The sequence below is a fragment of the Streptomyces endophyticus genome (assembly GCF_035798155.1).
In the GTDB taxonomy this organism is placed as follows: domain Bacteria; phylum Actinomycetota; class Actinomycetes; order Streptomycetales; family Streptomycetaceae; genus Streptomyces; species Streptomyces endophyticus.
In genome coordinates, this window is the sequence record NZ_JAOZYC010000149.1 from 42,831 (window position 1) to 62,051 (window position 19,221).

The following is a 19,221-nucleotide window of genomic DNA, read 5'->3' on the forward strand; positions in this document are numbered from 1 at the left end:
ACCGCGGCCTCAGGGCACGTAACACGGGAGCGCTCAGCGCTCCAGGGCCTCCATGGCCCGCGCCGTGACTTCCTCGACCTTGCCCAGGGCGGAGATCGTCACGACGAGCCCCTGCTCCCGGTAGTAGTCGATGATCGGCTCGGTCTGCGTGTGGTAGACCTCGAGCCGCTTGCGCACGGTCTCTTCCTTGTCGTCGTCACGCTGGTACAGCTCACCGCCGCAGGTGTCGCAGACACCCTCGGCCTTCGGCTGCTTGTACGTGACGTGGAAGACGTGTGCCGAGTCGTTACGGCAGATGCGGCGGCCGGCGATGCGCTTGACCACCTCGTCCTCGGGGACCTCCAGGTCGAGAACCGCGTCCAGCGTGACGTCGTCGGCCTTGAGGGCGACGTCGAGCGCCTCGGCCTGCGAGACGTTGCGCGGGAAGCCATCGAGCAGGAAGCCGTTCACGGCATCCGCCTGCTCCATGCGGTCCTTCGCCATCCCGATGGTGACCTCGTCAGGGACCAGCTGGCCGGCGTCCATGTAGGACTTGGCCTTCTTGCCCAGCTCCGTGCCCTGGCTGATGTTGGCACGGAAGAGGTCGCCCGTGGAGATGTGCGGAATCGACAGGTTCTTGGCCAGGAACGCGGCCTGCGTTCCCTTGCCAGCACCGGGCGGCCCGACGAGGACGATACGCATCAGCGGAGGAACCCTTCGTAATTGCGCTGCTGGAGCTGGCTCTCGATCTGCTTCACCGTCTCCAGGCCGACACCCACGATGATCAGGATGCTCGTGCCACCGAACGGGAAGTTCTGGTTTGCCCCGAAACCAACCAACGCCATCGTCGGCACGAGAGCGATCAGGCCCAAATACAGCGAACCCGGCCAGGTGATCCGGTTGAGCACGTACGAAAGGTACTCAGCGGTCGGTCGGCCAGCCCGGATGCCCGGGATGAAGCCACCATACTTCTTCATGTTGTCGGCGACTTCCTCGGGGTTGAACGAGATCGCCACGTAGAAGAAGGCGAAGAACACGATCAAGAGGAAGTACGTGACGATGTAAATCGGGTGATTTCCCTTGGTCAGGTGGTCATCGATCCAGACCTTCCACTGCGAATCACCCCCGGCGAACTGGGCGACCAGTGCCGGAATGTAGAGCAGTGACGAGGCGAAGATGACCGGGATCACACCGGCCTGATTCACCTTCAGCGGAATGTACGTGGACGTACCGCCGTAGGAACGGCGGCCGATCATGCGCTTCGCGTACTGCACGGGGATACGGCGCTGAGCCTGCTCGACGAAGACCACCAGGGCGACCATGACCAGGCCGACGAGGATGACGGTGCCGAACTCGATCCAGCCGTCGGCCAGCGAGCCCTGCTTCTTGATGGCCCACAGGGCGGACGGGAAGGTGGCGGCGATCGAGATGAACATCAGGATCGACATGCCGTTGCCGATGCCGCGGTCGGTGATGAGCTCGCCGAGCCACATCATCACGCAGGTACCGGCGGTCATCACGAGGACCATCGTGACGGTCACGAAGATCGACTGGTCCGGCACGATCTCGCTGGCGACGGGGCAGCCCTGGAAGAGCGCACCGGTACGGGCGGTGGCGACGAGGCCCGTGCCCTGAAGAATGGCGAGCGCCACGGTCAGGTAACGCGTGTACTGCGTGATCTTCGCTGTGCCGGCCGAGCCCTCCTTCTTGAGGGCTTCCAGACGCGGGATCACCACGGTGAGCAGCTGCAGAATGATGCTCGCGGTGATGTACGGCATGATGCCGAGCGCGAAGACCGTGATCTGCAACAGCGCGCCACCGCTGAACATGTTGACCAGACCGAACAGGCCGGAGCTGGAGTTGGCGACGTCCATACACGTCTGGACGTTCGAGTAATCGACCCCTGGGATCGGCACATGCGCGCCGAGCCGGTAGATCACGACGATGCCCAGCGTGAAGAGCAGTTTCTTGCGCAGGTCGGGCGTCTTGAACGCCCGGGCGAACGCGGTGAGCACGGTGCCTCCTGCGACCCCCGCGCGCGTGCGTCAGAGGTGACGGTCTTGAGGATTCGACAAATACGTAAACGGTCTAACGGCCAAGAGTCGGGATAGGTGCCGGGGGCACACTAAGCCCGGAACTTAACAGCCGACGCCACCTTACCGGCGTAACTGCCCCCCTTGGAACGACCAACCGGGGATGCCCCATATGTGGGGCATCCCCGGTAGGGACGTTCACGTCATCGAGACGCCTGATGGACTCAGACGAGCTCGGTGACCGTACCGCCAGCGGCGGTGATCTTCTCCTTGGCGGAGCCGGAGACGGAATCGACCGTCACCTGCAGCGCCACGGTGATCTCGCCCTGGCCCAGGACCTTGACGAGGCTGTTCTTACGGACAGCACCCTTCTCCACCAGACCCTCGACGGTGACTTCGCCACCCTCGGGGTACAGCGAGGCGAGCTTGTCCAGGTTCACGACCTGGAACTCGACCTTGAAGGGGTTCCGGAAGCCCTTGAGCTTCGGGAGACGCATGTGGAGGGGCATCTGGCCACCCTCGAAGCGCTCCGGAACCTGGTAACGGGCCTTGGTGCCCTTGGTACCACGACCGGCCGTCTTACCCTTCGACGCCTCACCACGACCGACACGGGTCTTGGCGGTCTTGGCGCCGGGGGCCGGACGGAGGTTGTGGATCTTGAGCGGGTTGTTCTCCGCCATGATCAGACCTCCTCAACCGTCACGAGGTGGCGGACGGTCTGCACCATGCCGCGGAACTCGGGGCGGTCCTCCTTGACGACCTGCGTGTTGATCCCCTTGAGACCAAGGGAACGCAGGGTGTCACGGTGGTTCTGCTTGCTGCCGATGTACGACTTCGTCTGCGTGATCTTGAGCTGTGCCATTACGCAGCACCGGCCCCGGCACGCGCACGCAGCAGGGCCGCGGGAGCGACGTCCTCGAGGGGCAGACCACGGCGAGCCGCGATCTCCTCGGGACGCTGCAGACCACGCAGGGCCTCCACCGTGGCGTGCACGATGTTGATCGCGTTCGACGAACCGAGCGACTTCGACAGGATGTCGTGCACGCCCGCGCACTCGAGCACGGCACGCACCGGGCCACCGGCGATAACACCGGTACCGGGGGAAGCAGGCTTGAGCAGGACGACGCCCGCAGCCTTCTCGCCCGTGATCGGGTGCGGGATGGTGCCCTGGATACGGGGGACCTTGAAGAAGTGCTTCTTGGCCTCCTCAACACCCTTGGCGATGGCGGCCGGCACCTCCTTGGCCTTGCCGTAACCGACACCCACGGTGCCGTCACCGTCGCCCACTACGACGAGCGCAGTGAAGCTGAAGCGACGACCACCCTTCACAACCTTGGCGACGCGGTTGATCGCGACAACGCGCTCAACGTACGCGGTCTTCTCGGCGGCGTTGCCACCGTCGCGACCCTTCCGGTCCCGCCGCTCGCCGCCACCGGCACCGCCACCGCGGCGCTGGGGTCCAGCCATTGGAATTACCTCTCTCTGTTTCCGCTAGCTACGGAACCAGGACTCAGAACTTGAGTCCGGCTTCGCGGGCGGCGTCCGCCAGGGCAGCAATGCGCCCGGCGTACTGGTTACCACCACGGTCGAACACGACAGCCTCGACACCGGCGGCCTTGGCGCGCTCGGCGACCAGGGCGCCGACCGACTTGGCCTGCGCGGACTTGTCGCCCTCGCCGCCGCGGATCGACGTGTCCAGGGTCGACGCCGACGCGAGGGTGTGACCCTTAACGTCGTCGATGACCTGCGCCACGATGTTCCGGTTCGAGCGTGTCACGACCAGGCGCGGACGCTCGGCCGTACCCGACATGTTCTTGCGGATACGGATGTGGCGGCGCTTGATGGCCGCACGCTTGTAAGCGTCGCCCTTAGCGATCTTCTGACCGTATGCCATGGCTTACTTACCCGCCTTTCCGACCTTGCGGCGGATGACTTCGCCTTCGTACTTGACGCCCTTGGCCTTGTACGGGTCGGGCTTGCGCAGCTTGCGGATGTTGGCCGCAACCTCGCCGACCTTCTGCTTGTCGATGCCCTCGACCGAGAACTTGGTCGCCGATTCGACCTTGAAGGAGATGCCCTCGGGCGCCTCGATCAGGATCGGGTGGCTGTAGCCGAGCGAGAACTCCAGGTTGGAGCCCTTCGCCAGGACGCGGTAACCGACACCGCTGATTTCGAGCTTCTTCACGTAACCCGTGGTCACGCCGGTGATCATGTTCGCCACCAGCGTGCGGGACAGGCCGTGCAGGGCCTTGTTCTGACGCTCGTCGTTCGGGCGGGTGACGGCCAGAATGCCGTCCTCACCCTTGGCGATCTCGATCGGCGCCGCAACGGTGTGGCTCAGGGAACCCTTGGGGCCCTTCACCGCGACCGTCTGGCCGTCGATGGTGACGTCCACGCCGGCGGGAACCGTGATGGGGAGCTTGCCAATACGCGACATAGCTGTTTCCTCCGATTCCTTCCGCTACCAGACGTAGGCGAGGACTTCCCCACCCACGCCCTTCTTGCCTGCCTGCTGGCCGGTCAGGAGGCCGTGCGACGTGGAGATGACCGCCACGCCCAGGCCGCCGAGAACCTTCGGCAGGTTGGTGGACTTCGCGTAAACGCGCAGACCCGGCTTGGAGATGCGCTTGATGCCGGCGATCGAACGCTCACGGTTCGGGCCGAACTTCAGCTCCAGGACGAGGGACTTGCCGACCTCGGCGTCCTCGACCTTCCAGCCGGTGATGAAACCCTCCTGCTGGAGGATCTCGGCGATGTGCGACTTGATCTTGCTGTGCGGCATAGCCACGGTGTCGTGGTACGCCGAGTTCGCGTTCCGCAGACGCGTAAGCATGTCTGCGATCGGATCAGTCATGGTCATGAATTGGCCTTCGGCCTCTCTCGCCGGGGTTTCCTGTATGCGCCATCCCTCTCCCCACACAGGGGCGGGACGGGTGCGGCGCGGGGACCTACGGCGTAGTAAGTCGGTCAGGGCAGCAGAGCCCAACCACACAAGCCTAAGCCATGTGAGGCAGGTGCTCTGCCGACCCTCTACTTACCGAGAGATCCGGGCAATCCCAACTAAGGGACTACCAGGAGCTCTTGGTCACGCCCGGCAGCTCGCCACGGTGAGCCATCTCACGAAGGCACACGCGGCAGAGGCCGAACTTGCGGTACACGGAGTGCGGGCGGCCGCAGCGCTGGCAGCGCGTGTAGCCACGAACACCGAACTTCGGCTTACGAGCAGCCTTGGCAATAAGAGCCTTCTTCGCCATCTCGCTTACGCCTCCTTGAACGGGAAGCCGAGGTGACGCAGAAGGGCACGGCCCTCGTCGTCGTTGGTCGCCGTGGTGACCACGGTGATGTCCATACCCCGGACGCGGTCGATCTTGTCCTGGTCGATCTCGTGGAACATGACCTGCTCCGTGAGACCGAAGGTGTAGTTGCCACGGCCGTCGAACTGCTTGGGGGACAGACCACGGAAGTCGCGGATGCGCGGCAGCGCGAGCGACAGGGTGCGGTCCAGGAACTCCCACATGCGGTCGCCACGAAGCGTGACGTGGGCACCGATGGGCTGACCCTCACGCAGCTTGAACTGCGCGATGGACTTGCGAGCCTTGGTGATGGCCGGCTTCTGACCGGTGATCGTCGTCAGGTCACGGACGGCACCGTCCATGAGCTTCGAGTCACGGGCGGCGTCGCCGACACCCATGTTCACGACGACCTTCACGAGACCGGGAATCTGCATGACGTTCTCGTACGAGAACTCCTCCTGCAGCTTCGCCGTGATCTCCTCGCGGTACTTCGTCTTCAGACGCGGATTGGTGGTGGTAGTCATCAGATGTCCTCACCCGTCCGCTTGGCAACGCGGATCTTGTTGCCGTCCTCGTCGAAGCGGAAACCGACACGCGTGACGACCTTGTTGCCGTCCTTCTCAACGACCAGCTGGACGTTGGAGACGTGGACAGGCGCCTCGGTCGTGACGATGCCGCCGGCCTGCGAACCGCTGGCGGTGGGGCCGGCCTTCGTGTGCTTCTTGACCCGGTTGACACCCTCGACCAGGACACGGTCCTCGCGGGGGAAGGCCGCAATGACCTTGCCCTGCTTGCCGCGGTCCTTACCGGTGATGACCTGGACCAGGTCGCCCTTCTTGATCTTCATGCTTACAGCACCTCCGGCGCGAGCGAGATGATCTTCATGAACTTCTTCTCGCGCAGCTCACGGCCCACCGGGCCGAAGATACGGGTGCCGCGAGGGTCGCCGTCGTTCTTCAGAATGACGGCGGCGTTCTCGTCGAAGCGGATGTACGAGCCGTCCGGACGGCGGCGCTCCTTGACGGTGCGAACGATGACCGCCTTGACGACGTCACCCTTCTTCACGTTGCCACCGGGGATCGCGTCCTTGACGGTGGCAACGATGACGTCACCGATGCCCGCGTAGCGGCGACCCGAGCCACCGAGAACACGGATGGTGAGAATTTCCTTCGCACCCGTGTTGTCGGCGACGCGCAGTCGCGACTCCTGCTGGATCACGTCTATCTCCTGTTTGTCTGCCGGTTCCCGGCAGGGGCTTCTCTCTTACGAGAGGGCCCCTGCCGAGCCTGGCGGAACGAACTCTGAGGGATGCCTCAGAGAATTACTTGGCCTTCTCGAGGATCTCGACGATGCGCCAGCGCTTGCTCGCCGACAGCGGACGCGTCTCCATCAGGAGGACGCGGTCGCCGACGCCGGCAGCGTTCTGCTCGTCGTGCGCCTTGAGCTTGTTCGTACGGCGGATGACCTTGCCGTACAGCGCGTGCTTGACACGGTCCTCGACAGCGACGACGACGGTCTTGTCCATCTTGTCGCTGACAACAAGGCCCTCACGGGTCTTGCGGAAGCCGCGGGCGGCAGTCTCTTCAGTCACAGTCTTCTCGCTCATCAGGCGCTCTCCACCGTCTCGATGCCCAGCTCGCGCTCACGCATGAGGGTGTAGATCCGCGCGATGTCCTTGCGGACGGCCTTGAGCCGGCCGTGGTTCTCGAGCTGACCCGTCGCCGCCTGGAAGCGGAGGTTGAACAGCTCTTCCTTGGCCTCGCGGAGCTTGTTGAGGAGCTCCTCGTTGCCCAGCTCGCGCAGCTCAGACGCCTTGGTTCCGGCCGACATCACGCTTCACCTGCCTCGCGCTTGACGATCTTGCACTTCATCGGCAGCTTGTGAGCCGCACGAGTCAGCGCCTCGCGCGCGGTCTTCTCGTTGGGGTACGACAGCTCGAACATGACACGTCCGGGCTTGACGTTGGCGACCCACCACTCCGGGGAACCCTTACCGGAACCCATGCGGGTCTCGGCAGGCTTCTTGGTGAGGGGGCGGTCCGGGTAAATGTTGATCCAGACCTTGCCGCCACGCTTGATGTGACGCGTCATGGCGATACGAGCGGCCTCGATCTGACGGTTCGTCACGTACGCCGGGGTGAGGGCCTGGATGCCGTACTCACCGAACGCAACCTGCGTGCCACCCTTGGACATGCCGCTGCGCTTCGGGTGGTGCTGCTTGCGGTGCTTGACCCTACGGGGGATCAGCATTTCGGTCAGGCCTCCGTTCCGGTGCTCTCAGCCGGAGCGGCAGCGGCGGGCGCGTCGGCCTTGGGGGCCTCGGCGGCCGGAGCCTGCTGCTGCTGCGGCTTGCGACCGCGACCGCCACGCTCGCCGCCACGGCCACCACCACGGGCCGGGCGGTCGTTACCGCCACGGGCCGGACGGTTACCGGCGCGGGCCGCGGCGTTCTCGGCGCGAACCTCGGCGATGTTCTTGACGTCGCCCTTGTAGATCCAGACCTTCACGCCGATGCGGCCGAAGGTCGTCTTGGCCTCGAAGAAGCCGTAGTCCACGTTGGCGCGGAGCGTGTGCAGGGGCACGCGGCCCTCGCGGTAGAACTCCGAACGGGACATCTCGGCACCGCCGAGACGACCGCCACACTGGATCTTGATGCCCTTGGCGCCGGCCTTCATCGTGCCCTGCATGCTCTTACGCATGGCGCGACGGAAGGAGACGCGGGAGGACAGCTGCTCGGCAACGGCCTGAGCAACCAGCTGAGCGTCCGTCTCGGGGCTCTTGACCTCGAGGATGTTCAGCTGGACCTGCTTGCCCGTGAGCTTCTCGAGGTCACCGCGGATGCGGTCGGCCTCGGCGCCACGGCGGCCGATGACGATGCCGGGACGAGCGGTGTGGATGTCCACCCGCACGCGGTCACGGGTGCGCTCGATCTCAACCTTCGAGATGCCGGCGCGCTCCATGCCGGACGTCATCATCCGACGGATGGCGACGTCTTCCTTGACGTAGTCCTTGTACAGCTTGTCGGCGTACCAACGCGACTTGAAGTCGGTCGTGACACCGAGCCGGAACCCGTGCGGGTTTACCTTCTGGCCCATTACCGGGTTCCTTCCTTGCTGCTGACGACCACGGTGATGTGGCTGGTCCGCTTACGGATCCGGTAGGCCCGGCCCTGAGCACGCGGACGGAACCGCTTCAGGGTCGGACCCTCGTCCACGTACGCCTCGCTGATGACCAGCGAAGAGGCGTCAGGGTGGTCGTAGTTGTGCGCGGCGTTGGCGATGGCGCTGTCGAGCACCTTGCCCACCGGCTGGCTCGCGGCCTGCGGGGCGAATCGCAGGACCGCCTGAGCCTCCGTGGCATCCATGCCACGGATGAGGTCCACCACGCGGCGGGCCTTCATGGGCGTGACGCGGATGTACCGCGCCTGGGCCCTGGCTTCCATGGTTGTCCCTTCGGTGTTAGTCATAGTCGATTCCACCCCGCCTTAGCGGCGCTTCGACTTCCGGTCGTCCTTGACGTGACCCCGGAAGGTGCGCGTCGGCGAGAACTCGCCGAGCTTGTGGCCGACCATCGACTCGGTGACGAACACCGGGATGTGGGTCTTGCCGTTGTGCACCGCGATCGTGTGACCCAGCATGCTGGGAACGATCATCGAGCGGCGGGACCAGGTCTTGATGACGTTCTTGGAACCGGCTTCGTTCTGAGCGTCCACCTTCTTTACGAGGTGGCCGTCGACGAAGGGTCCCTTCTTGAGACTGCGCGGCATCTAAACCCGCTCCTAGCGCTTCTTGTTCGACTTGCGGCGGCGGACGATGTACTTGTTGCTCGCCTTGCTGCGATCACGAGTACGACCCTCCTTCTGGCCCCACGGCGAGACCGGGTGGCGACCACCGGAGGTCTTGCCTTCACCACCACCGTGCGGGTGGTCAACCGGGTTCATGACGACACCACGCACGGTCGGGCGGACGCCCTTCCAGCGCATGCGGCCGGCCTTGCCCCAGTTGATGTTGCTCTGCTCGGCGTTGCCGACCTCGCCGACGGTGGCGCGGCAGCGCACGTCGACCAGGCGGATCTCGCCGGAGGGCATACGAAGGTGGGCCATCGAGCCCTCCTTCGCGAGCAGCTGCACGGAGGCACCAGCGGAACGCGCGAACTTGGCGCCGCCACCGGGACGGAGCTCGATCGCGTGGATCGTGGTACCGACCGGGATGTTGCGGAGCGCCAGGTTGTTACCGGGCTTGATGTCGGCAGCGGGGCCGTTCTCCACCTTGGCGCCCTGCGCGAGACCGCGCGGGGCCAGGATGTAGCGCTTCTCGCCGTCCGCGTAGTGCAGAAGCGCGATGCGCGCAGTGCGGTTCGGGTCGTACTCGATGTGAGCGACCTTCGCCGGCACGCCGTCCTTGTCGTGACGACGGAAGTCGATCACGCGGAAGGCGCGCTTGTGTCCACCACCCTGGTGGCGAACAGTGATCCGACCGGCGTTGTTACGGCCGCCCTTGCTGTGCAGCGGGCGAACCAGCGACTTCTCCGGCGTGGACCGCGTTACCTCGACGAAGTCGGCGACGGAGGAGCCACGGCGGCCCGGCGTCGTCGGCTTGTACTTGCGGATTCCCATTTCTCAGTCCTCGTCCGATATTCGGACCAGGGTCTCCGTTAGGAGGCCTGGCCGAAGATGTCGATACGGTCGCCCTCAGCGAGGGTCACGATGGCGCGCTTGGTGTCGGCACGCTTGCCGAACCCGGTGCGCGTACGCTTCCGCTTGCCCTGACGGTTGATCGTGTTGACGCCGGTGACCTTGACCGAGAAGACCGCCTCGACGGCCTGCTTGATCTGGGTCTTGTTGGCGCCCGGGGCCACGACGAACGTGTACTTGCCCTCATCGAGGAGCGCGTACGACTTCTCCGAGACAACCGGCTTGACGAGGACGTCGCGCGGGTCCGAGAAGGACTTGCTCAGCGGGGTGGGCTCAACGGCGATCTTGCCCTCGGTCGCGATGCGCTTCGCCTTGGCGACGCGCGCGGCCTTGGCGGCCTTCGCAGCCTTGGACGCGATGCTCTGGTGACGAATAGCCATCAGGCTTCGCTCCCTTCGGTGTCAGCGGCCTTGGGGCCAGACACGAAGGACTCGAAAGCGGCCTGGGTGAAGACCACGTCGTCCGAGACGAGAACGTCGTACGTGTTCAGCTGGCCCGGCTCCAGAATGTGGATCTGGGGCAGGTTGCGGGCGGAGAGCCACGCGGCCTCGTCGGCGCGGTCGACGACCAGGAGCAGGTTCTTGCGCTCCGAGATCTTGCCGAACAGCGTCTTGGCGGCCTTCGTGGAGACCTCGCCCTCGACCACGCCGGAGACGACGTGGATGCGAGCGTTGCGGGCCCGGTCGGTGAGGGCGTGACGCAGCGCGGCAGCCTTCATCTTCTTCGGGGTCCGCTGGGAGTAGTCACGCGGCTGCGGGCCGTGGACGACGCCACCGCCGGCGAACTGCGGCGCACGGGTCGAACCCTGGCGCGCGCGGCCGGTGCCCTTCTGGCGGTAAGGCTTCTTACCACCACCGCGGACTTCACCGCGGCGCTTGGTCTTGTGCGTGCCCTGACGGGCAGCAGCCAGCTGAGCGACGACGACCTGGTGAAGCAGCGGAACGCTGATCTTCTCTACGTCGAAGATCTCCGCAGGGAGCTCGACGGACCCGGTCTTGTCGCCTGCCGGCGAAAGGATGTCAATGGTGCTCATCGGTTCCTCAAACCCCCTTGGCCGCGGTACGGACCAGGACGAGGCCACCGTTCGGACCGGGAACTGCGCCCTTGATGAGGAGCAGGCCCTTCTCCGCGTCAACGGCGTGAACGGTCAGGTTCTGGGTGGTGACCCGCTCGTTGCCCATGCGGCCCGCCATGCGGGTGCCCTTGAACACACGACCGGGGGTGGCGCAACCGCCGATGGAACCCGGCTTGCGGTGCACGCGGTGGGCACCGTGAGATGCCTTGCCACCCTTGAAGTTGTGGCGCTTCATGCCGCCGGCGAAGCCCTTGCCCTTGCTCTGGCCGGTGACATCGACCTTCACGCCGCCATCGAACACCTCAGCGGTGATCTCCTGGCCGAGGGTGTACTCGCTGGCGTCAGCGGTACGGACCTCGACGAGGTGGCGACGGGGGGTGACATCGGCCTTGGCGAAGTGGCCCTTGAGGGGCTTGTTCACCTTGCGCGGGTCAATCTCGCCGAAGGCGAGCTGGACGGAGTCGTAACCGTCGACGTCGTTCGTACGGACCTGGGTGATGACGTTAGGTCCGGCCTTGACGACGGTGACCGGAACAACACGGTTGTTCTCGTCCCACACCTGCGTCATGCCGAGCTTCTCGCCCAGGATGCCCTTGATCGGCTTAGCCATTCTCAGTTCACCGACCCTCAGAGCTTGATCTCGATGTCGACACCGGCCGGGAGGTCGAGTCGCATCAGGGAGTCAACGGTCTTCGGAGTCGGGTCGAGGATGTCGATCAGGCGCTTGTGCGTGCGCATCTCGAAGTGCTCGCGCGAATCCTTGTACTTGTGCGGCGACTTGATGACGCAGTACACGTTCTTCTCTGTGGGCAGCGGCACCGGGCCCGCGACCGACGCACCAGTGCGCGTCACCGTCTCGACGATCTTCTTCGCCGAGGAGTCGATGACCTCGTGGTCGTAGGCCTTGAGCCGGATGCGGATCTTCTGTCCCGCCATGGCTACCTAGTAGTCCTGTCTCTCGTAACGCCCTGGAACTCGAGGGGCCCTGTTTCACACTTCCTCCGCCCCACGCGGTCGGGCGTGTCGCAGTCCCGCTCACAGAAATCTCCGCATGGATTTCCCTGCTAAGGGGTCTGCGGCCAAGACCGCGTGTACACGGGGGAAGAAACCCACCGAGCGCCTGGTCGAGACACCTCGCTGACACTTCCCGAAAGATTCCCGTACGTCCGGCCTATTGCTACCCCAGGGGGTAGATACAGCCGACGAGTACTGTGGGACTCGCTTCCGGTCCTCCCGGCGGGAGGCGCGCAGCATCGGCACTCAACCGAGCAACCCCGACAGTTTGCCATACAGGGCACGCCTGGGGCCAATCGAGCCGAAGAGCGTACCCCCTCAGTGACGAAGGTCAAACCAGGGGTGCTCGTGTCCCGCGCGCGCGAAGCACCGATCGGCCGGTGGCGACAGAGACCAAGGTCACCGGAACCCGGGCATCCCGTTGCCCCTCTGTTGAGGTGGATCACCTGAACAGAGGCGAGCGCCCCTCCCCCGAACGCTGCCTCGGCAGCGAACGGAGTGCGCGCCACCGTGCGGGAAAGACCTTCAACACCCCATCCGTACATACCCGTTGGGCGCGGCACCGCCCGCCGCAGCGCCCTCCTCGGCGTCGCCGCGCTCGCCACCGCCGGCGCCCTCTCCGCCTGCTCCCGCACCACCCCCGCGCCGCCGCCCCGAGCCACCGTCCCCTCCCCCGCCACAGGACGCACCGCCGCGCAGGCCGAGCGCGCCCTGCTGCTCCAGGTCCTCGCCCACCCCGACGACGACCTGTACTTCATGAACCCGGACACCCGGCACGCCCTCGACGCGGGCACCCCGGTCGTCTGCGTGTACGTCACCGCGGGCGAGGCCGACGGCCGCAACAAGACGCCGGCCGACCGCGCCCCGGCCCCCGACAAGGCGGCGTACTCCTCCGCCCGCCACCAGGGCCTGCGCCAGGCGTACGCGACCCAGCTCGGGCTGCCCGCGTTCACCCGCTGGACCACGAGCGCCGTCCAGCTGCCCGGCGGCTTCCGGGTCGAGGTCGACTCGCTCCAACACCGGGGCCACAGCGTCGAGTTGGTGCATCTCAACCTCGCCATGCACACCCCCGCGGGCCAGATGGGCGTCCCCGCGCTCTGGCGCGAACCCGGACTCCTGCTGCGCACCCTCGTCCCCGTGGGCTCCCCGCTGCGCGCCGTCCAGACGTACGGCCGTGAATCCCTGGTCGACGTGCTCGTGGCGCTCTTCGAGCGCTATCGCCCCACCCTCGTGCACACCCTCGACCCGGACCCCGACATCCAGCAGAGCGACCGGCTCACGCGGATCCGGGACAGCGAGCAGCCCGGCTACTCCGACCACGCCGACCACACGGCCGTCGCCTGCTTCAGCTGGGCCGCGCTGATCCGCTGGGCGCAGCGGGCCAAGGGCGGGCCGCCCGCGTTCGCCGCGACCGCCTTCCGCGGCTACTACAACAACCACTGGCCGAAGAACCTGCCGCCGCGGGTCCTCGAGGAGAAGGCCGCCCAGCTCGTCCCGTACGGCGCCGCCCCCGACTGGAACTGCGGCAACCCCTCGGGCTGCGGCGACTACAACGTCGGCGGCGACCGCCCCCTCACCAACCGCAAGGGCTGGGTCCGCGCCACGCACTACCGCTATCCGGGACCCCGGCTCGCCCTCGCCCCGAACGCCGACGGACGGCTCACCGCGTACGGCGTGCTGGGGCTGCGTGCCGTCCGCTACACCGAGAAGGACGGTGAGTTCGGCGCCCCGGCCGACCTCGGCGGGGGCCCGCTCGCCCCGGTCCTCACGGCGGTCGCGCTCCCCGACGGAGGCCACCTCGTCATCGGCCTGCGCCTCGCGTCCGTCCAGGACGGCGCCGACGTACGCGAGATCGTGGCCCTGGAACGACAGGCGTGGAAGGGCCTCGGCAACCCCGAGAGCGATCCCGACCGCGGCCGCCGCATCGGCGTCCCGGTGGCGGCCGCCGCCCCGGACGGCCGCGTCCACCTCTTCGTACGCAATGCGGGGCAGGGCATCAGCACGCGGGTGCGCGACGGGGCCGGGGACTGGTCCCCGTGGCGCGAGCTCGGCGGCGGCCCGGTCCAGGACGGGCTCACCGCGGTCGTCGGCGACGACGGCGAGGTGCACGTCTACGCCGCGGGCCGCGACACCGTCCACCACTGGACACCGCGGGGCCCCGCGCCCCTGTCCGGCCTGCCCACCCCCGCCGACGCCGTCGCCGCGTCCGGCGACCGGCTCTACTACCGTCCGCCCGCGTCCGCCGAGCTGCTGTCCACCGGCGGCCCGCGCGTCGACTTCCCCGGCTACGGGCCGGTGGCGGCAGCGGGCGCGTACCTCCTCGGCCGTGACACCGAAGGCAACGTCCGGCTGCACCACGCCGGCCGCACCATCCGCCCGAGCGCGGCGCCGGCCACCCTGGACGGCCCGGCCCTGGCCCTGACCTCCCGCGGCCCGGCCGCGGCGGGCCTCTCCCCCGACGCCCGGCCGTGGCTGTGGCGGCCCACGCAGGCGCGCGCCTGAGCCCGGGCAGCAGAAAGGGCCCGTACGACCGAAGTCGTACGGGCCCTCTCAGAGCTCGAAAGAGCTGGCAGGCATCAAGCCCAACAGGTAAGTGAGACTTACTTGTTGATCTTGGTGACCTGGCCGGCGCCCACGGTCCGGCCACCCTCACGGATGGCGAACTTCAGGCCCTCTTCCATGGCCACGGGCTGGATCAGCGAGACGGACATCTCGGTGTTGTCGCCCGGCATGACCATCTCGGTGCCCTCGGGGAGGGTCACAACGCCCGTCACGTCCGTCGTACGGAAGTAGAACTGCGGACGGTAGTTGTTGAAGAACGGCGTGTGGCGGCCACCCTCGTCCTTGGACAGGATGTAGGCCTGGGCCTCGAACTCGGTGTGCGGCGTGACCGAACCGGGCTTGATGATGACCTGGCCGCGCTCGACGTCCTCGCGCTTGATGCCACGGAGGAGCAGACCGACGTTCTCACCGGCCTGGCCCTCGTCGAGCAGCTTGCGGAACATCTCGATGCCGGTGACCGTGGTGGTGGTCTTCTCGGTCTTGATGCCGATGATGTCGACGGTCTCGTTGACCTTGAGGACACCACGCTCGATGCGGCCGGTGACGACGGTGCCACGACCGGTGATCGTGAAGACGTCCTCGATCGGCATCAGGAACGGCTTGTCGACGTCACGCTCGGGGGCCGGGATGGCCTCGTCGACGGCCTTCATCAGGTTGAGGACGGACTCGCCCCACTCCTTGTCACCCTCGAGCGCCTTGAGCGCCGAGACCTTGATGACCGGAAGGTCGTCGCCCGGGAACTCGTACTCGGAGAGGAGCTCACGAACCTCGAGCTCGACGAGCTCCAGGATCTCCTCGTCGTCCACCATGTCGGCCTTGTTCAGGGCGACAACGATGTACGGAACGCCGACCTGGCGGGCCAGGAGCACGTGCTCCTTGGTCTGCGGCATCGGGCCGTCGGTGGCGGCGACCACGAGGATGGCGCCGTCCATCTGCGCGGCACCCGTGATCATGTTCTTGATGTAGTCCGCGTGACCCGGGCAGTCGACGTGGGCGTAGTGACGCGCCTCGGTCTGGTACTCGACGTGCGCGATCGAGATCGTGATACCGCGCTGGCGCTCCTCAGGAGCCTTGTCGATCTGGTCGAAGGCCGAGGCCTCGTTCAGGTCGGGGTACGCGTCGTGCAGCACCTTGGTAATGGCGGCCGTGAGGGTCGTCTTACCGTGGTCAATGTGACCGATGGTGCCGATGTTGACGTGCGGCTTAGTCCGCTCGAACTTTGCCTTCGCCACTGAATCCTCCTGCGGAGTGGTTCTGTACGCCTTGCTTCATCGGCGCCAGGTGATCTTTGCTGGAAAGCCGGTCTCCCGGGGCATTTCGCGGCTGTTGCCGGGAAATGCCCCAAGAGCTCCGGTGTCAAGCCTAAAGCGTGAACTCGAGTGAGTTACTCGCCCTTGGCCTTCGCGATGATTTCCTCGGCGACGTTCCGCGGAACCTCGGCGTAGGAGTCGAACTGCATCGAGTAGCTCGCGCGACCCGACGTCTTGCTGCGGAGGTCGCCGACGTAGCCGAACATCTCCGACAGCGGAACCAGGCCCTTGACGACCCGGGCGCCCATCCGCTCCTCCATGGCCTGGATCTGGCCACGACGGGAGTTGACGTCGCCGATGACCTCGCCCATGTAGTCCTCGGGCGTGATGACCTCAACGGCCATCATCGGCTCGAGAAGCACGGGACCGGCCCTACGAGCGGCCTCCTTGAACGCCTGCGAACCGGCGATCTTGAAGGCGAGCTCCGAGGAGTCGACCTCGTGGAAGGCACCGTCGAGCAGCGTGATGCGGACACCGGTCATCTCGTAACCGGCGAGGATGCCGAACTGCATGGCCTCCTGGCAGCCGGCGTCGACCGAAGGGATGTACTCCTTCGGGATACGACCACCGGTGACCTTGTTCACGAACTCGTAGCTCGCGTCGCCACCCTCGATCGGCTCGATCGAGATCTGCACCTTCGCGAACTGGCCAGTACCACCAGTCTGCTTCTTGTGCGTGAAGTCGACCTTGTCCACCGTCTTGCGGATGGTCTCGCGGTACGCGACCTGCGGCTTGCCGACGTTCGCCTCGACGCGGAACTCGCGACGCATGCGGTCGACAAGGACGTCGAGGTGAAGCTCGCCCATACCACCGATGATGGTCTGGCCGGTCTCCTCGTCCGAGTGCACCTGGAAGGAGGGGTCCTCCTCCGCGAGACGCTGGATGGCAACACCCAGCTTCTCCTGGTCACCCTTGGACTTGGGCTCGATGGCGACCTGAATGACCGGCGCCGGGAAGTCCATGGACTCCAGGATGACCGGGTTCTTGTCGTCGGACAGCGTCTCACCGGTGGTGGTCTGCTTCAGGCCCATGACGGCGACGATGTCACCGGCGCCCACCGACGCGATCTCCTCACGCTTGTTCGCGTGCATACGGTAGATCTTGCCGATGCGCTCCTTCTTGCCCTTGACGGAGTTCAGCACCGCGGTGCCGGCCTCCAGGCGACCCGAGTAAACCCGGATGAAGGTGAGCTTGCCCAGGTGCGGGTCGCTCGCGATCTTGAAGGCGAGGGCCGACAGCGGCTCGTCCTCGGACGGCTTGCGCGCGACGACCTTCTCCGGGTCCTTGACGTCGTGACCCTCGATGGAGTCGACGTCAAGCGGAGTCGGCAGGTAGCGCACGACCGCGTCGAGCAGGGGCTGAACGCCCTTGTTCTTGAACGCGGTGCCACAGAACACCGGGGTGACCGTGGTGCCGTCGGACTTGCCGGACGCGATGGTGATACGACGGATCGCGGCGTACATCTGCTCCACAGAGGGCTCCTGGCCCTCCAGGTACAGCTCCATGATCTCTTCGTCGTTCTCCGCGACGGCCTCAAGGAGCTTGCCGCGGTACTCGTCCGCAGCCTCCTTGTGCGTGTCGGGGATCTCGACGGTGTCGTAGGCCTCGCCCTTGGCGGCCTCGGCCGACCAGACGTACGCCTTCATCGTGACGAGGTCGACAACACCCTGGAAGTCGGCCTCGGCCCCGATGGGGAGCTGCATGACGAGCGGCTGGGCGCCCAGGCGGTCCGAGATCATGTCCACGCAGCGGTGGAACTCGGCGCCGGTACGGTCCAGCTTGTTGACGAAGCAGATGCGCGGCACGCCGTAACGGTCGGCCTGACGCCACACCGTCTCGGACTGCGGCTCGACACCGGCGACACCGTCGAACACGGTCACGGCACCATCGAGCACACGCAGGGAGCGCTCCACCTCAACGGTGAAGTCGACGTGCCCAGGGGTGTCGATGATGTTGATCGTGTAGTCGTTGTCCTCGAGCGGCCAGTGGCAAGTGGTGGCAGCAGACGTGATCGTGATGCCACGCTCCTGCTCCTGCTCCATCCAGTCCATCGTGGCGGCGCCGTCGTGGACCTCACCGATCTTGTACGAGACGCCGGTGTAGAACAGGATCCGCTCAGTGGTGGTCGTCTTGCCCGCGTCGATGTGGGCCATGATGCCGATGTTTCGGACCTTGGCCAGGTCAAGTGAAGTGGTAGCCATAAGGCTTCAGTCTTCTCTCGGTCTCGATGTGGGTTGCGACTACCAGCGGTAGTGCGCGAAGGCCTTGTTGGACTCGGCCATCTTGTGCGTGTCCTCGCGCTTCTTGACGGCAGCACCGAGGCCGTTCGAGGCGTCGAGCAGCTCGTTCGTCAGACGCTCGGTCATCGTCTTCTCGCGACGGGCACGCGAGTAGCCGACGAGCCAGCGGAGCGCGAGGGTGTTGGCGCGGCCGGGCTTGACCTCGATCGGAACCTGGTAGGTCGCGCCACCGACACGGCGGGACTTGACCTCGAGGGTCGGCTTGATGTTCTCAAGCGCGCGCTTCAGCGTGATGACCGGGTCGTTGCTGGTCTTCTCGCGCAGGCCCTCCATGGCGCCGTACACGATGCGCTCGGCGGTGGAGCGCTTGCCGTTCAGCAGCACCTTGTTGATGAGGGAGGTCACCAGAGGAGAACCGTAGACCGGGTCGATGATGACCGGGCGCTTCGGGGCGGGGCCCTTACGAGGCATTTCTACTTCTCCTTCTTGGCGCCGTAGCGGCTGCGGGCCTGCTTGCGGTTCTTGACACCCTGGGTGTCAAGCGAACCGCGGATGATCTTGTAACGAACACCGGGCAGGTCCTTCACACGGCCGCCACGCACGAGCACGATGGAGTGCTCCTGCAGGTTGTGTCCCTCACCCGGAATGTAGGCCGTGACCTCGATGCCGCTGGTCAGACGCACACGCGCGACCTTACGGAGGGCCGAGTTCGGCTTCTTCGGGGTGGTCGTGAACACACGCGTGCAGACGCCACGACGCTGGGGCGAACCCTCGAGCGCGGGCGTCTTGTTCTTCTCGACCTTGTCTTGCCGGCCCTTCCGGACCAGCTGCTGGATCGTAGGCACTACTTCTCCGGTTTCTGTGTGCCGAATGGTAAAGCTAACCTGGAACGTCACCGACCCACGCGGTCGGGTGTGTCGAATACTGCAGACCCCCACCGAAGGTGGGAAGGCGACAGATTGCGGCGGCCCTGATCGGACTCGTCATGCGGCTGATGACACGCACACGAGCCCAGGCACACCC

The 19,221-nt window shown here is 66.0% G+C and carries 28 protein-coding genes; 1 reads left to right on the plus strand and 27 read right to left on the minus strand.

What is annotated here, in order from left to right; genetic code table 11:
* Positions 1-33: 33 nt before the first annotated feature.
* The 23 genes from OKJ99_RS29085 to rpsJ form a co-directional block, all read right to left on the minus strand.
* A complete protein-coding gene (locus tag OKJ99_RS29085) occupies positions 34-681 on the minus strand; it encodes an adenylate kinase (protein ID WP_326020839.1) in 648 nt (215 codons plus the stop codon).
* Positions 681-1,994, minus strand: coding sequence for a preprotein translocase subunit SecY (gene secY, locus OKJ99_RS29090; protein WP_326020841.1), 1,314 nt, complete (start codon positions 1,992-1,994; stop codon positions 681-683). Before secY ends, OKJ99_RS29085 begins: the two co-directional genes overlap by 1 nt.
* Before the next feature lie 242 nt (positions 1,995-2,236).
* Positions 2,237-2,692 carry a 50S ribosomal protein L15 gene (gene rplO, locus OKJ99_RS29095; RefSeq protein WP_326020843.1) on the minus strand — a complete coding sequence of 152 codons (456 nt, stop codon included), beginning with the start codon at positions 2,690-2,692 and terminating at the stop codon, positions 2,237-2,239.
* Positions 2,693-2,694: 2 nt separating this feature from the next.
* Complete coding sequence (rpmD, locus tag OKJ99_RS29100) at positions 2,695-2,874, minus strand: 50S ribosomal protein L30 (protein ID WP_326020845.1); 180 nt, start codon at positions 2,872-2,874, stop codon at positions 2,695-2,697.
* Positions 2,874-3,479, minus strand: coding sequence for a 30S ribosomal protein S5 (gene rpsE / locus OKJ99_RS29105; protein ID WP_266713097.1), 606 nt, complete (start codon positions 3,477-3,479; stop codon positions 2,874-2,876). Before rpsE ends, rpmD begins: the two co-directional genes overlap by 1 nt.
* 43 nt (positions 3,480-3,522) lie before the next feature.
* Entirely contained in the window at positions 3,523-3,906 is a 384-nt protein-coding gene (gene rplR, locus OKJ99_RS29110; RefSeq protein WP_326020847.1) for a 50S ribosomal protein L18, read from the minus strand.
* Positions 3,907-3,909: 3 nt separating this feature from the next.
* Positions 3,910-4,449 carry a 50S ribosomal protein L6 gene (gene rplF, locus OKJ99_RS29115; protein WP_326020849.1) on the minus strand — a complete coding sequence of 180 codons (540 nt, stop codon included), beginning with the start codon at positions 4,447-4,449 and terminating at the stop codon, positions 3,910-3,912.
* Between the two features lie 24 nt (positions 4,450-4,473).
* Positions 4,474-4,872 carry a 30S ribosomal protein S8 gene (rpsH, locus tag OKJ99_RS29120; RefSeq protein WP_326020850.1) on the minus strand — a complete coding sequence of 133 codons (399 nt, stop codon included), beginning with the start codon at positions 4,870-4,872 and terminating at the stop codon, positions 4,474-4,476.
* A gap of 208 nt (positions 4,873-5,080) precedes the next feature.
* Positions 5,081-5,266 (minus strand): type Z 30S ribosomal protein S14, encoded by a 186-nt coding sequence (locus OKJ99_RS29125; RefSeq protein ID WP_003948630.1) that lies wholly within the window; start codon positions 5,264-5,266, stop codon positions 5,081-5,083.
* 5 nt (positions 5,267-5,271) lie between these two features.
* Positions 5,272-5,829: a 50S ribosomal protein L5 gene (rplE, locus tag OKJ99_RS29130; protein WP_326020853.1), complete on the minus strand. Its 558-nt coding sequence runs from the start codon at positions 5,827-5,829 to the stop codon at positions 5,272-5,274.
* Positions 5,829-6,152, minus strand: a complete 324-nt coding sequence (rplX, locus tag OKJ99_RS29135) for a 50S ribosomal protein L24 (RefSeq protein ID WP_266713087.1) — start codon at positions 6,150-6,152, stop codon at positions 5,829-5,831. The genes rplE and rplX overlap by 1 nt, the downstream gene beginning before the upstream one ends.
* Before the next feature lie 2 nt (positions 6,153-6,154).
* Positions 6,155-6,523, minus strand: a complete 369-nt coding sequence (rplN, locus tag OKJ99_RS29140) for a 50S ribosomal protein L14 (protein WP_003974257.1) — start codon at positions 6,521-6,523, stop codon at positions 6,155-6,157.
* A gap of 103 nt (positions 6,524-6,626) precedes the next feature.
* Positions 6,627-6,911, minus strand: coding sequence for a 30S ribosomal protein S17 (gene rpsQ, locus OKJ99_RS29145; protein WP_266713085.1), 285 nt, complete (start codon positions 6,909-6,911; stop codon positions 6,627-6,629).
* Positions 6,911-7,135, minus strand: coding sequence for a 50S ribosomal protein L29 (rpmC, locus tag OKJ99_RS29150; protein WP_010036720.1), 225 nt, complete (start codon positions 7,133-7,135; stop codon positions 6,911-6,913). Before rpmC ends, rpsQ begins: the two co-directional genes overlap by 1 nt.
* Positions 7,135-7,554, minus strand: coding sequence for a 50S ribosomal protein L16 (gene rplP / locus OKJ99_RS29155; protein WP_018528356.1), 420 nt, complete (start codon positions 7,552-7,554; stop codon positions 7,135-7,137). The genes rpmC and rplP overlap by 1 nt, the downstream gene beginning before the upstream one ends.
* 5 nt (positions 7,555-7,559) lie before the next feature.
* Complete coding sequence (rpsC, locus tag OKJ99_RS29160; protein WP_326020857.1) at positions 7,560-8,399, minus strand: 30S ribosomal protein S3; 840 nt, start codon at positions 8,397-8,399, stop codon at positions 7,560-7,562.
* Complete coding sequence (rplV, locus tag OKJ99_RS29165; RefSeq protein WP_266713079.1) at positions 8,399-8,746, minus strand: 50S ribosomal protein L22; 348 nt, start codon at positions 8,744-8,746, stop codon at positions 8,399-8,401. The genes rpsC and rplV overlap by 1 nt, the downstream gene beginning before the upstream one ends.
* A gap of 42 nt (positions 8,747-8,788) precedes the next feature.
* On the minus strand, positions 8,789-9,070 hold the full coding sequence (gene rpsS / locus OKJ99_RS29170) for a 30S ribosomal protein S19 (protein ID WP_326020859.1): 282 nt from the start codon (positions 9,068-9,070) through the stop codon (positions 8,789-8,791).
* 12 nt (positions 9,071-9,082) lie between these two features.
* Entirely contained in the window at positions 9,083-9,919 is an 837-nt protein-coding gene (gene rplB, locus OKJ99_RS29175) for a 50S ribosomal protein L2 (protein ID WP_326020860.1), read from the minus strand.
* 38 nt (positions 9,920-9,957) lie between these two features.
* The gene (gene rplW / locus OKJ99_RS29180) at positions 9,958-10,377 is read right to left on the minus strand and encodes a 50S ribosomal protein L23 (protein WP_326020861.1); all 420 of its coding nucleotides are present in this window, start codon (positions 10,375-10,377) and stop codon (positions 9,958-9,960) included.
* Positions 10,377-11,030, minus strand: a complete 654-nt coding sequence (gene rplD, locus OKJ99_RS29185; RefSeq protein WP_326020863.1) for a 50S ribosomal protein L4 — start codon at positions 11,028-11,030, stop codon at positions 10,377-10,379. Before rplD ends, rplW begins: the two co-directional genes overlap by 1 nt.
* Positions 11,031-11,037: 7 nt before the next feature.
* Positions 11,038-11,682 carry a 50S ribosomal protein L3 gene (rplC, locus tag OKJ99_RS29190; protein WP_326020865.1) on the minus strand — a complete coding sequence of 215 codons (645 nt, stop codon included), beginning with the start codon at positions 11,680-11,682 and terminating at the stop codon, positions 11,038-11,040.
* Positions 11,683-11,699: 17 nt separating this feature from the next.
* The gene (gene rpsJ / locus OKJ99_RS29195; protein WP_003948644.1) at positions 11,700-12,008 is read right to left on the minus strand and encodes a 30S ribosomal protein S10; all 309 of its coding nucleotides are present in this window, start codon (positions 12,006-12,008) and stop codon (positions 11,700-11,702) included.
* A 588-nt stretch (positions 12,009-12,596) separates the two neighbouring features.
* Here rpsJ and OKJ99_RS29200 point away from each other — a divergent pair.
* Positions 12,597-14,588, plus strand: a complete 1,992-nt coding sequence (locus tag OKJ99_RS29200) for a PIG-L family deacetylase (protein ID WP_326020867.1) — start codon at positions 12,597-12,599, stop codon at positions 14,586-14,588.
* 98 nt (positions 14,589-14,686) lie between these two features.
* Here OKJ99_RS29200 and tuf read toward each other — a convergent pair whose 3' ends face one another.
* The 4 genes from tuf to rpsL all read right to left on the minus strand — a co-directional run bounded on the left by tuf (position 14,687) and on the right by rpsL (position 19,043).
* Entirely contained in the window at positions 14,687-15,880 is a 1,194-nt protein-coding gene (gene tuf, locus OKJ99_RS29205) for an elongation factor Tu (protein ID WP_266713064.1), read from the minus strand.
* 152 nt (positions 15,881-16,032) lie between these two features.
* Positions 16,033-18,159, minus strand: a complete 2,127-nt coding sequence (fusA, locus tag OKJ99_RS29210; protein WP_326020868.1) for an elongation factor G — start codon at positions 18,157-18,159, stop codon at positions 16,033-16,035.
* 39 nt (positions 18,160-18,198) lie between these two features.
* Complete coding sequence (gene rpsG, locus OKJ99_RS29215; RefSeq protein WP_266713060.1) at positions 18,199-18,669, minus strand: 30S ribosomal protein S7; 471 nt, start codon at positions 18,667-18,669, stop codon at positions 18,199-18,201.
* 2 nt (positions 18,670-18,671) lie between these two features.
* Positions 18,672-19,043 (minus strand): 30S ribosomal protein S12, encoded by a 372-nt coding sequence (rpsL, locus tag OKJ99_RS29220; RefSeq protein WP_003948652.1) that lies wholly within the window; start codon positions 19,041-19,043, stop codon positions 18,672-18,674.
* Between the last annotated feature and the right edge of the window lie 178 nt (positions 19,044-19,221).

Excerpts from the sequence above, each read along its gene's own strand:
- OKJ99_RS29085 (WP_326020839.1), bottom strand. The coding sequence starts at position 681 with ATGCGTATCGTCCTCGTCGGGCCGCCCGGTGCTGGCAAGGGAACGCAG.
- rplO (WP_326020843.1), bottom strand. The coding sequence starts at position 2,692 with ATGGCGGAGAACAACCCGCTCAAGATCCACAACCTCCGTCCGGCCCCC.
- rpmD (WP_326020845.1), bottom strand. The coding sequence starts at position 2,874 with ATGGCACAGCTCAAGATCACGCAGACGAAGTCGTACATCGGCAGCAAG.
- rpsE (WP_266713097.1), bottom strand. The coding sequence starts at position 3,479 with ATGGCTGGACCCCAGCGCCGCGGTGGCGGTGCCGGTGGCGGCGAGCGG.
- rplR (WP_326020847.1), bottom strand. The coding sequence starts at position 3,906 with ATGGCATACGGTCAGAAGATCGCTAAGGGCGACGCTTACAAGCGTGCG.
- rplF (WP_326020849.1), bottom strand. The coding sequence starts at position 4,449 with ATGTCGCGTATTGGCAAGCTCCCCATCACGGTTCCCGCCGGCGTGGAC.
- rpsH (WP_326020850.1), bottom strand. The coding sequence starts at position 4,872 with ATGACCATGACTGATCCGATCGCAGACATGCTTACGCGTCTGCGGAAC.
- OKJ99_RS29125 (WP_003948630.1), bottom strand. The coding sequence starts at position 5,266 with ATGGCGAAGAAGGCTCTTATTGCCAAGGCTGCTCGTAAGCCGAAGTTC.
- rplE (WP_326020853.1), bottom strand. The coding sequence starts at position 5,829 with ATGACTACCACCACCAATCCGCGTCTGAAGACGAAGTACCGCGAGGAG.
- rplX (WP_266713087.1), bottom strand. The coding sequence starts at position 6,152 with ATGAAGATCAAGAAGGGCGACCTGGTCCAGGTCATCACCGGTAAGGAC.
- rpsQ (WP_266713085.1), bottom strand. The coding sequence starts at position 6,911 with ATGAGCGAGAAGACTGTGACTGAAGAGACTGCCGCCCGCGGCTTCCGC.
- rpmC (WP_010036720.1), bottom strand. The coding sequence starts at position 7,135 with ATGTCGGCCGGAACCAAGGCGTCTGAGCTGCGCGAGCTGGGCAACGAG.
- rplP (WP_018528356.1), bottom strand. The coding sequence starts at position 7,554 with ATGCTGATCCCCCGTAGGGTCAAGCACCGCAAGCAGCACCACCCGAAG.
- rpsC (WP_326020857.1), bottom strand. The coding sequence starts at position 8,399 with ATGGGCCAGAAGGTAAACCCGCACGGGTTCCGGCTCGGTGTCACGACC.
- rplV (WP_266713079.1), bottom strand. The coding sequence starts at position 8,746 with ATGGAAGCCAGGGCCCAGGCGCGGTACATCCGCGTCACGCCCATGAAG.
- rpsS (WP_326020859.1), bottom strand. The coding sequence starts at position 9,070 with ATGCCGCGCAGTCTCAAGAAGGGACCCTTCGTCGACGGCCACCTCGTA.
- rplB (WP_326020860.1), bottom strand. The coding sequence starts at position 9,919 with ATGGGAATCCGCAAGTACAAGCCGACGACGCCGGGCCGCCGTGGCTCC.
- rplW (WP_326020861.1), bottom strand. The coding sequence starts at position 10,377 with ATGGCTATTCGTCACCAGAGCATCGCGTCCAAGGCTGCGAAGGCCGCC.
- rplD (WP_326020863.1), bottom strand. The coding sequence starts at position 11,030 with ATGAGCACCATTGACATCCTTTCGCCGGCAGGCGACAAGACCGGGTCC.
- rplC (WP_326020865.1), bottom strand. The coding sequence starts at position 11,682 with ATGGCTAAGCCGATCAAGGGCATCCTGGGCGAGAAGCTCGGCATGACG.
- rpsJ (WP_003948644.1), bottom strand. The coding sequence starts at position 12,008 with ATGGCGGGACAGAAGATCCGCATCCGGCTCAAGGCCTACGACCACGAG.
- fusA (WP_326020868.1), bottom strand. The coding sequence starts at position 18,159 with ATGGCTACCACTTCACTTGACCTGGCCAAGGTCCGAAACATCGGCATC.
- rpsG (WP_266713060.1), bottom strand. The coding sequence starts at position 18,669 with ATGCCTCGTAAGGGCCCCGCCCCGAAGCGCCCGGTCATCATCGACCCG.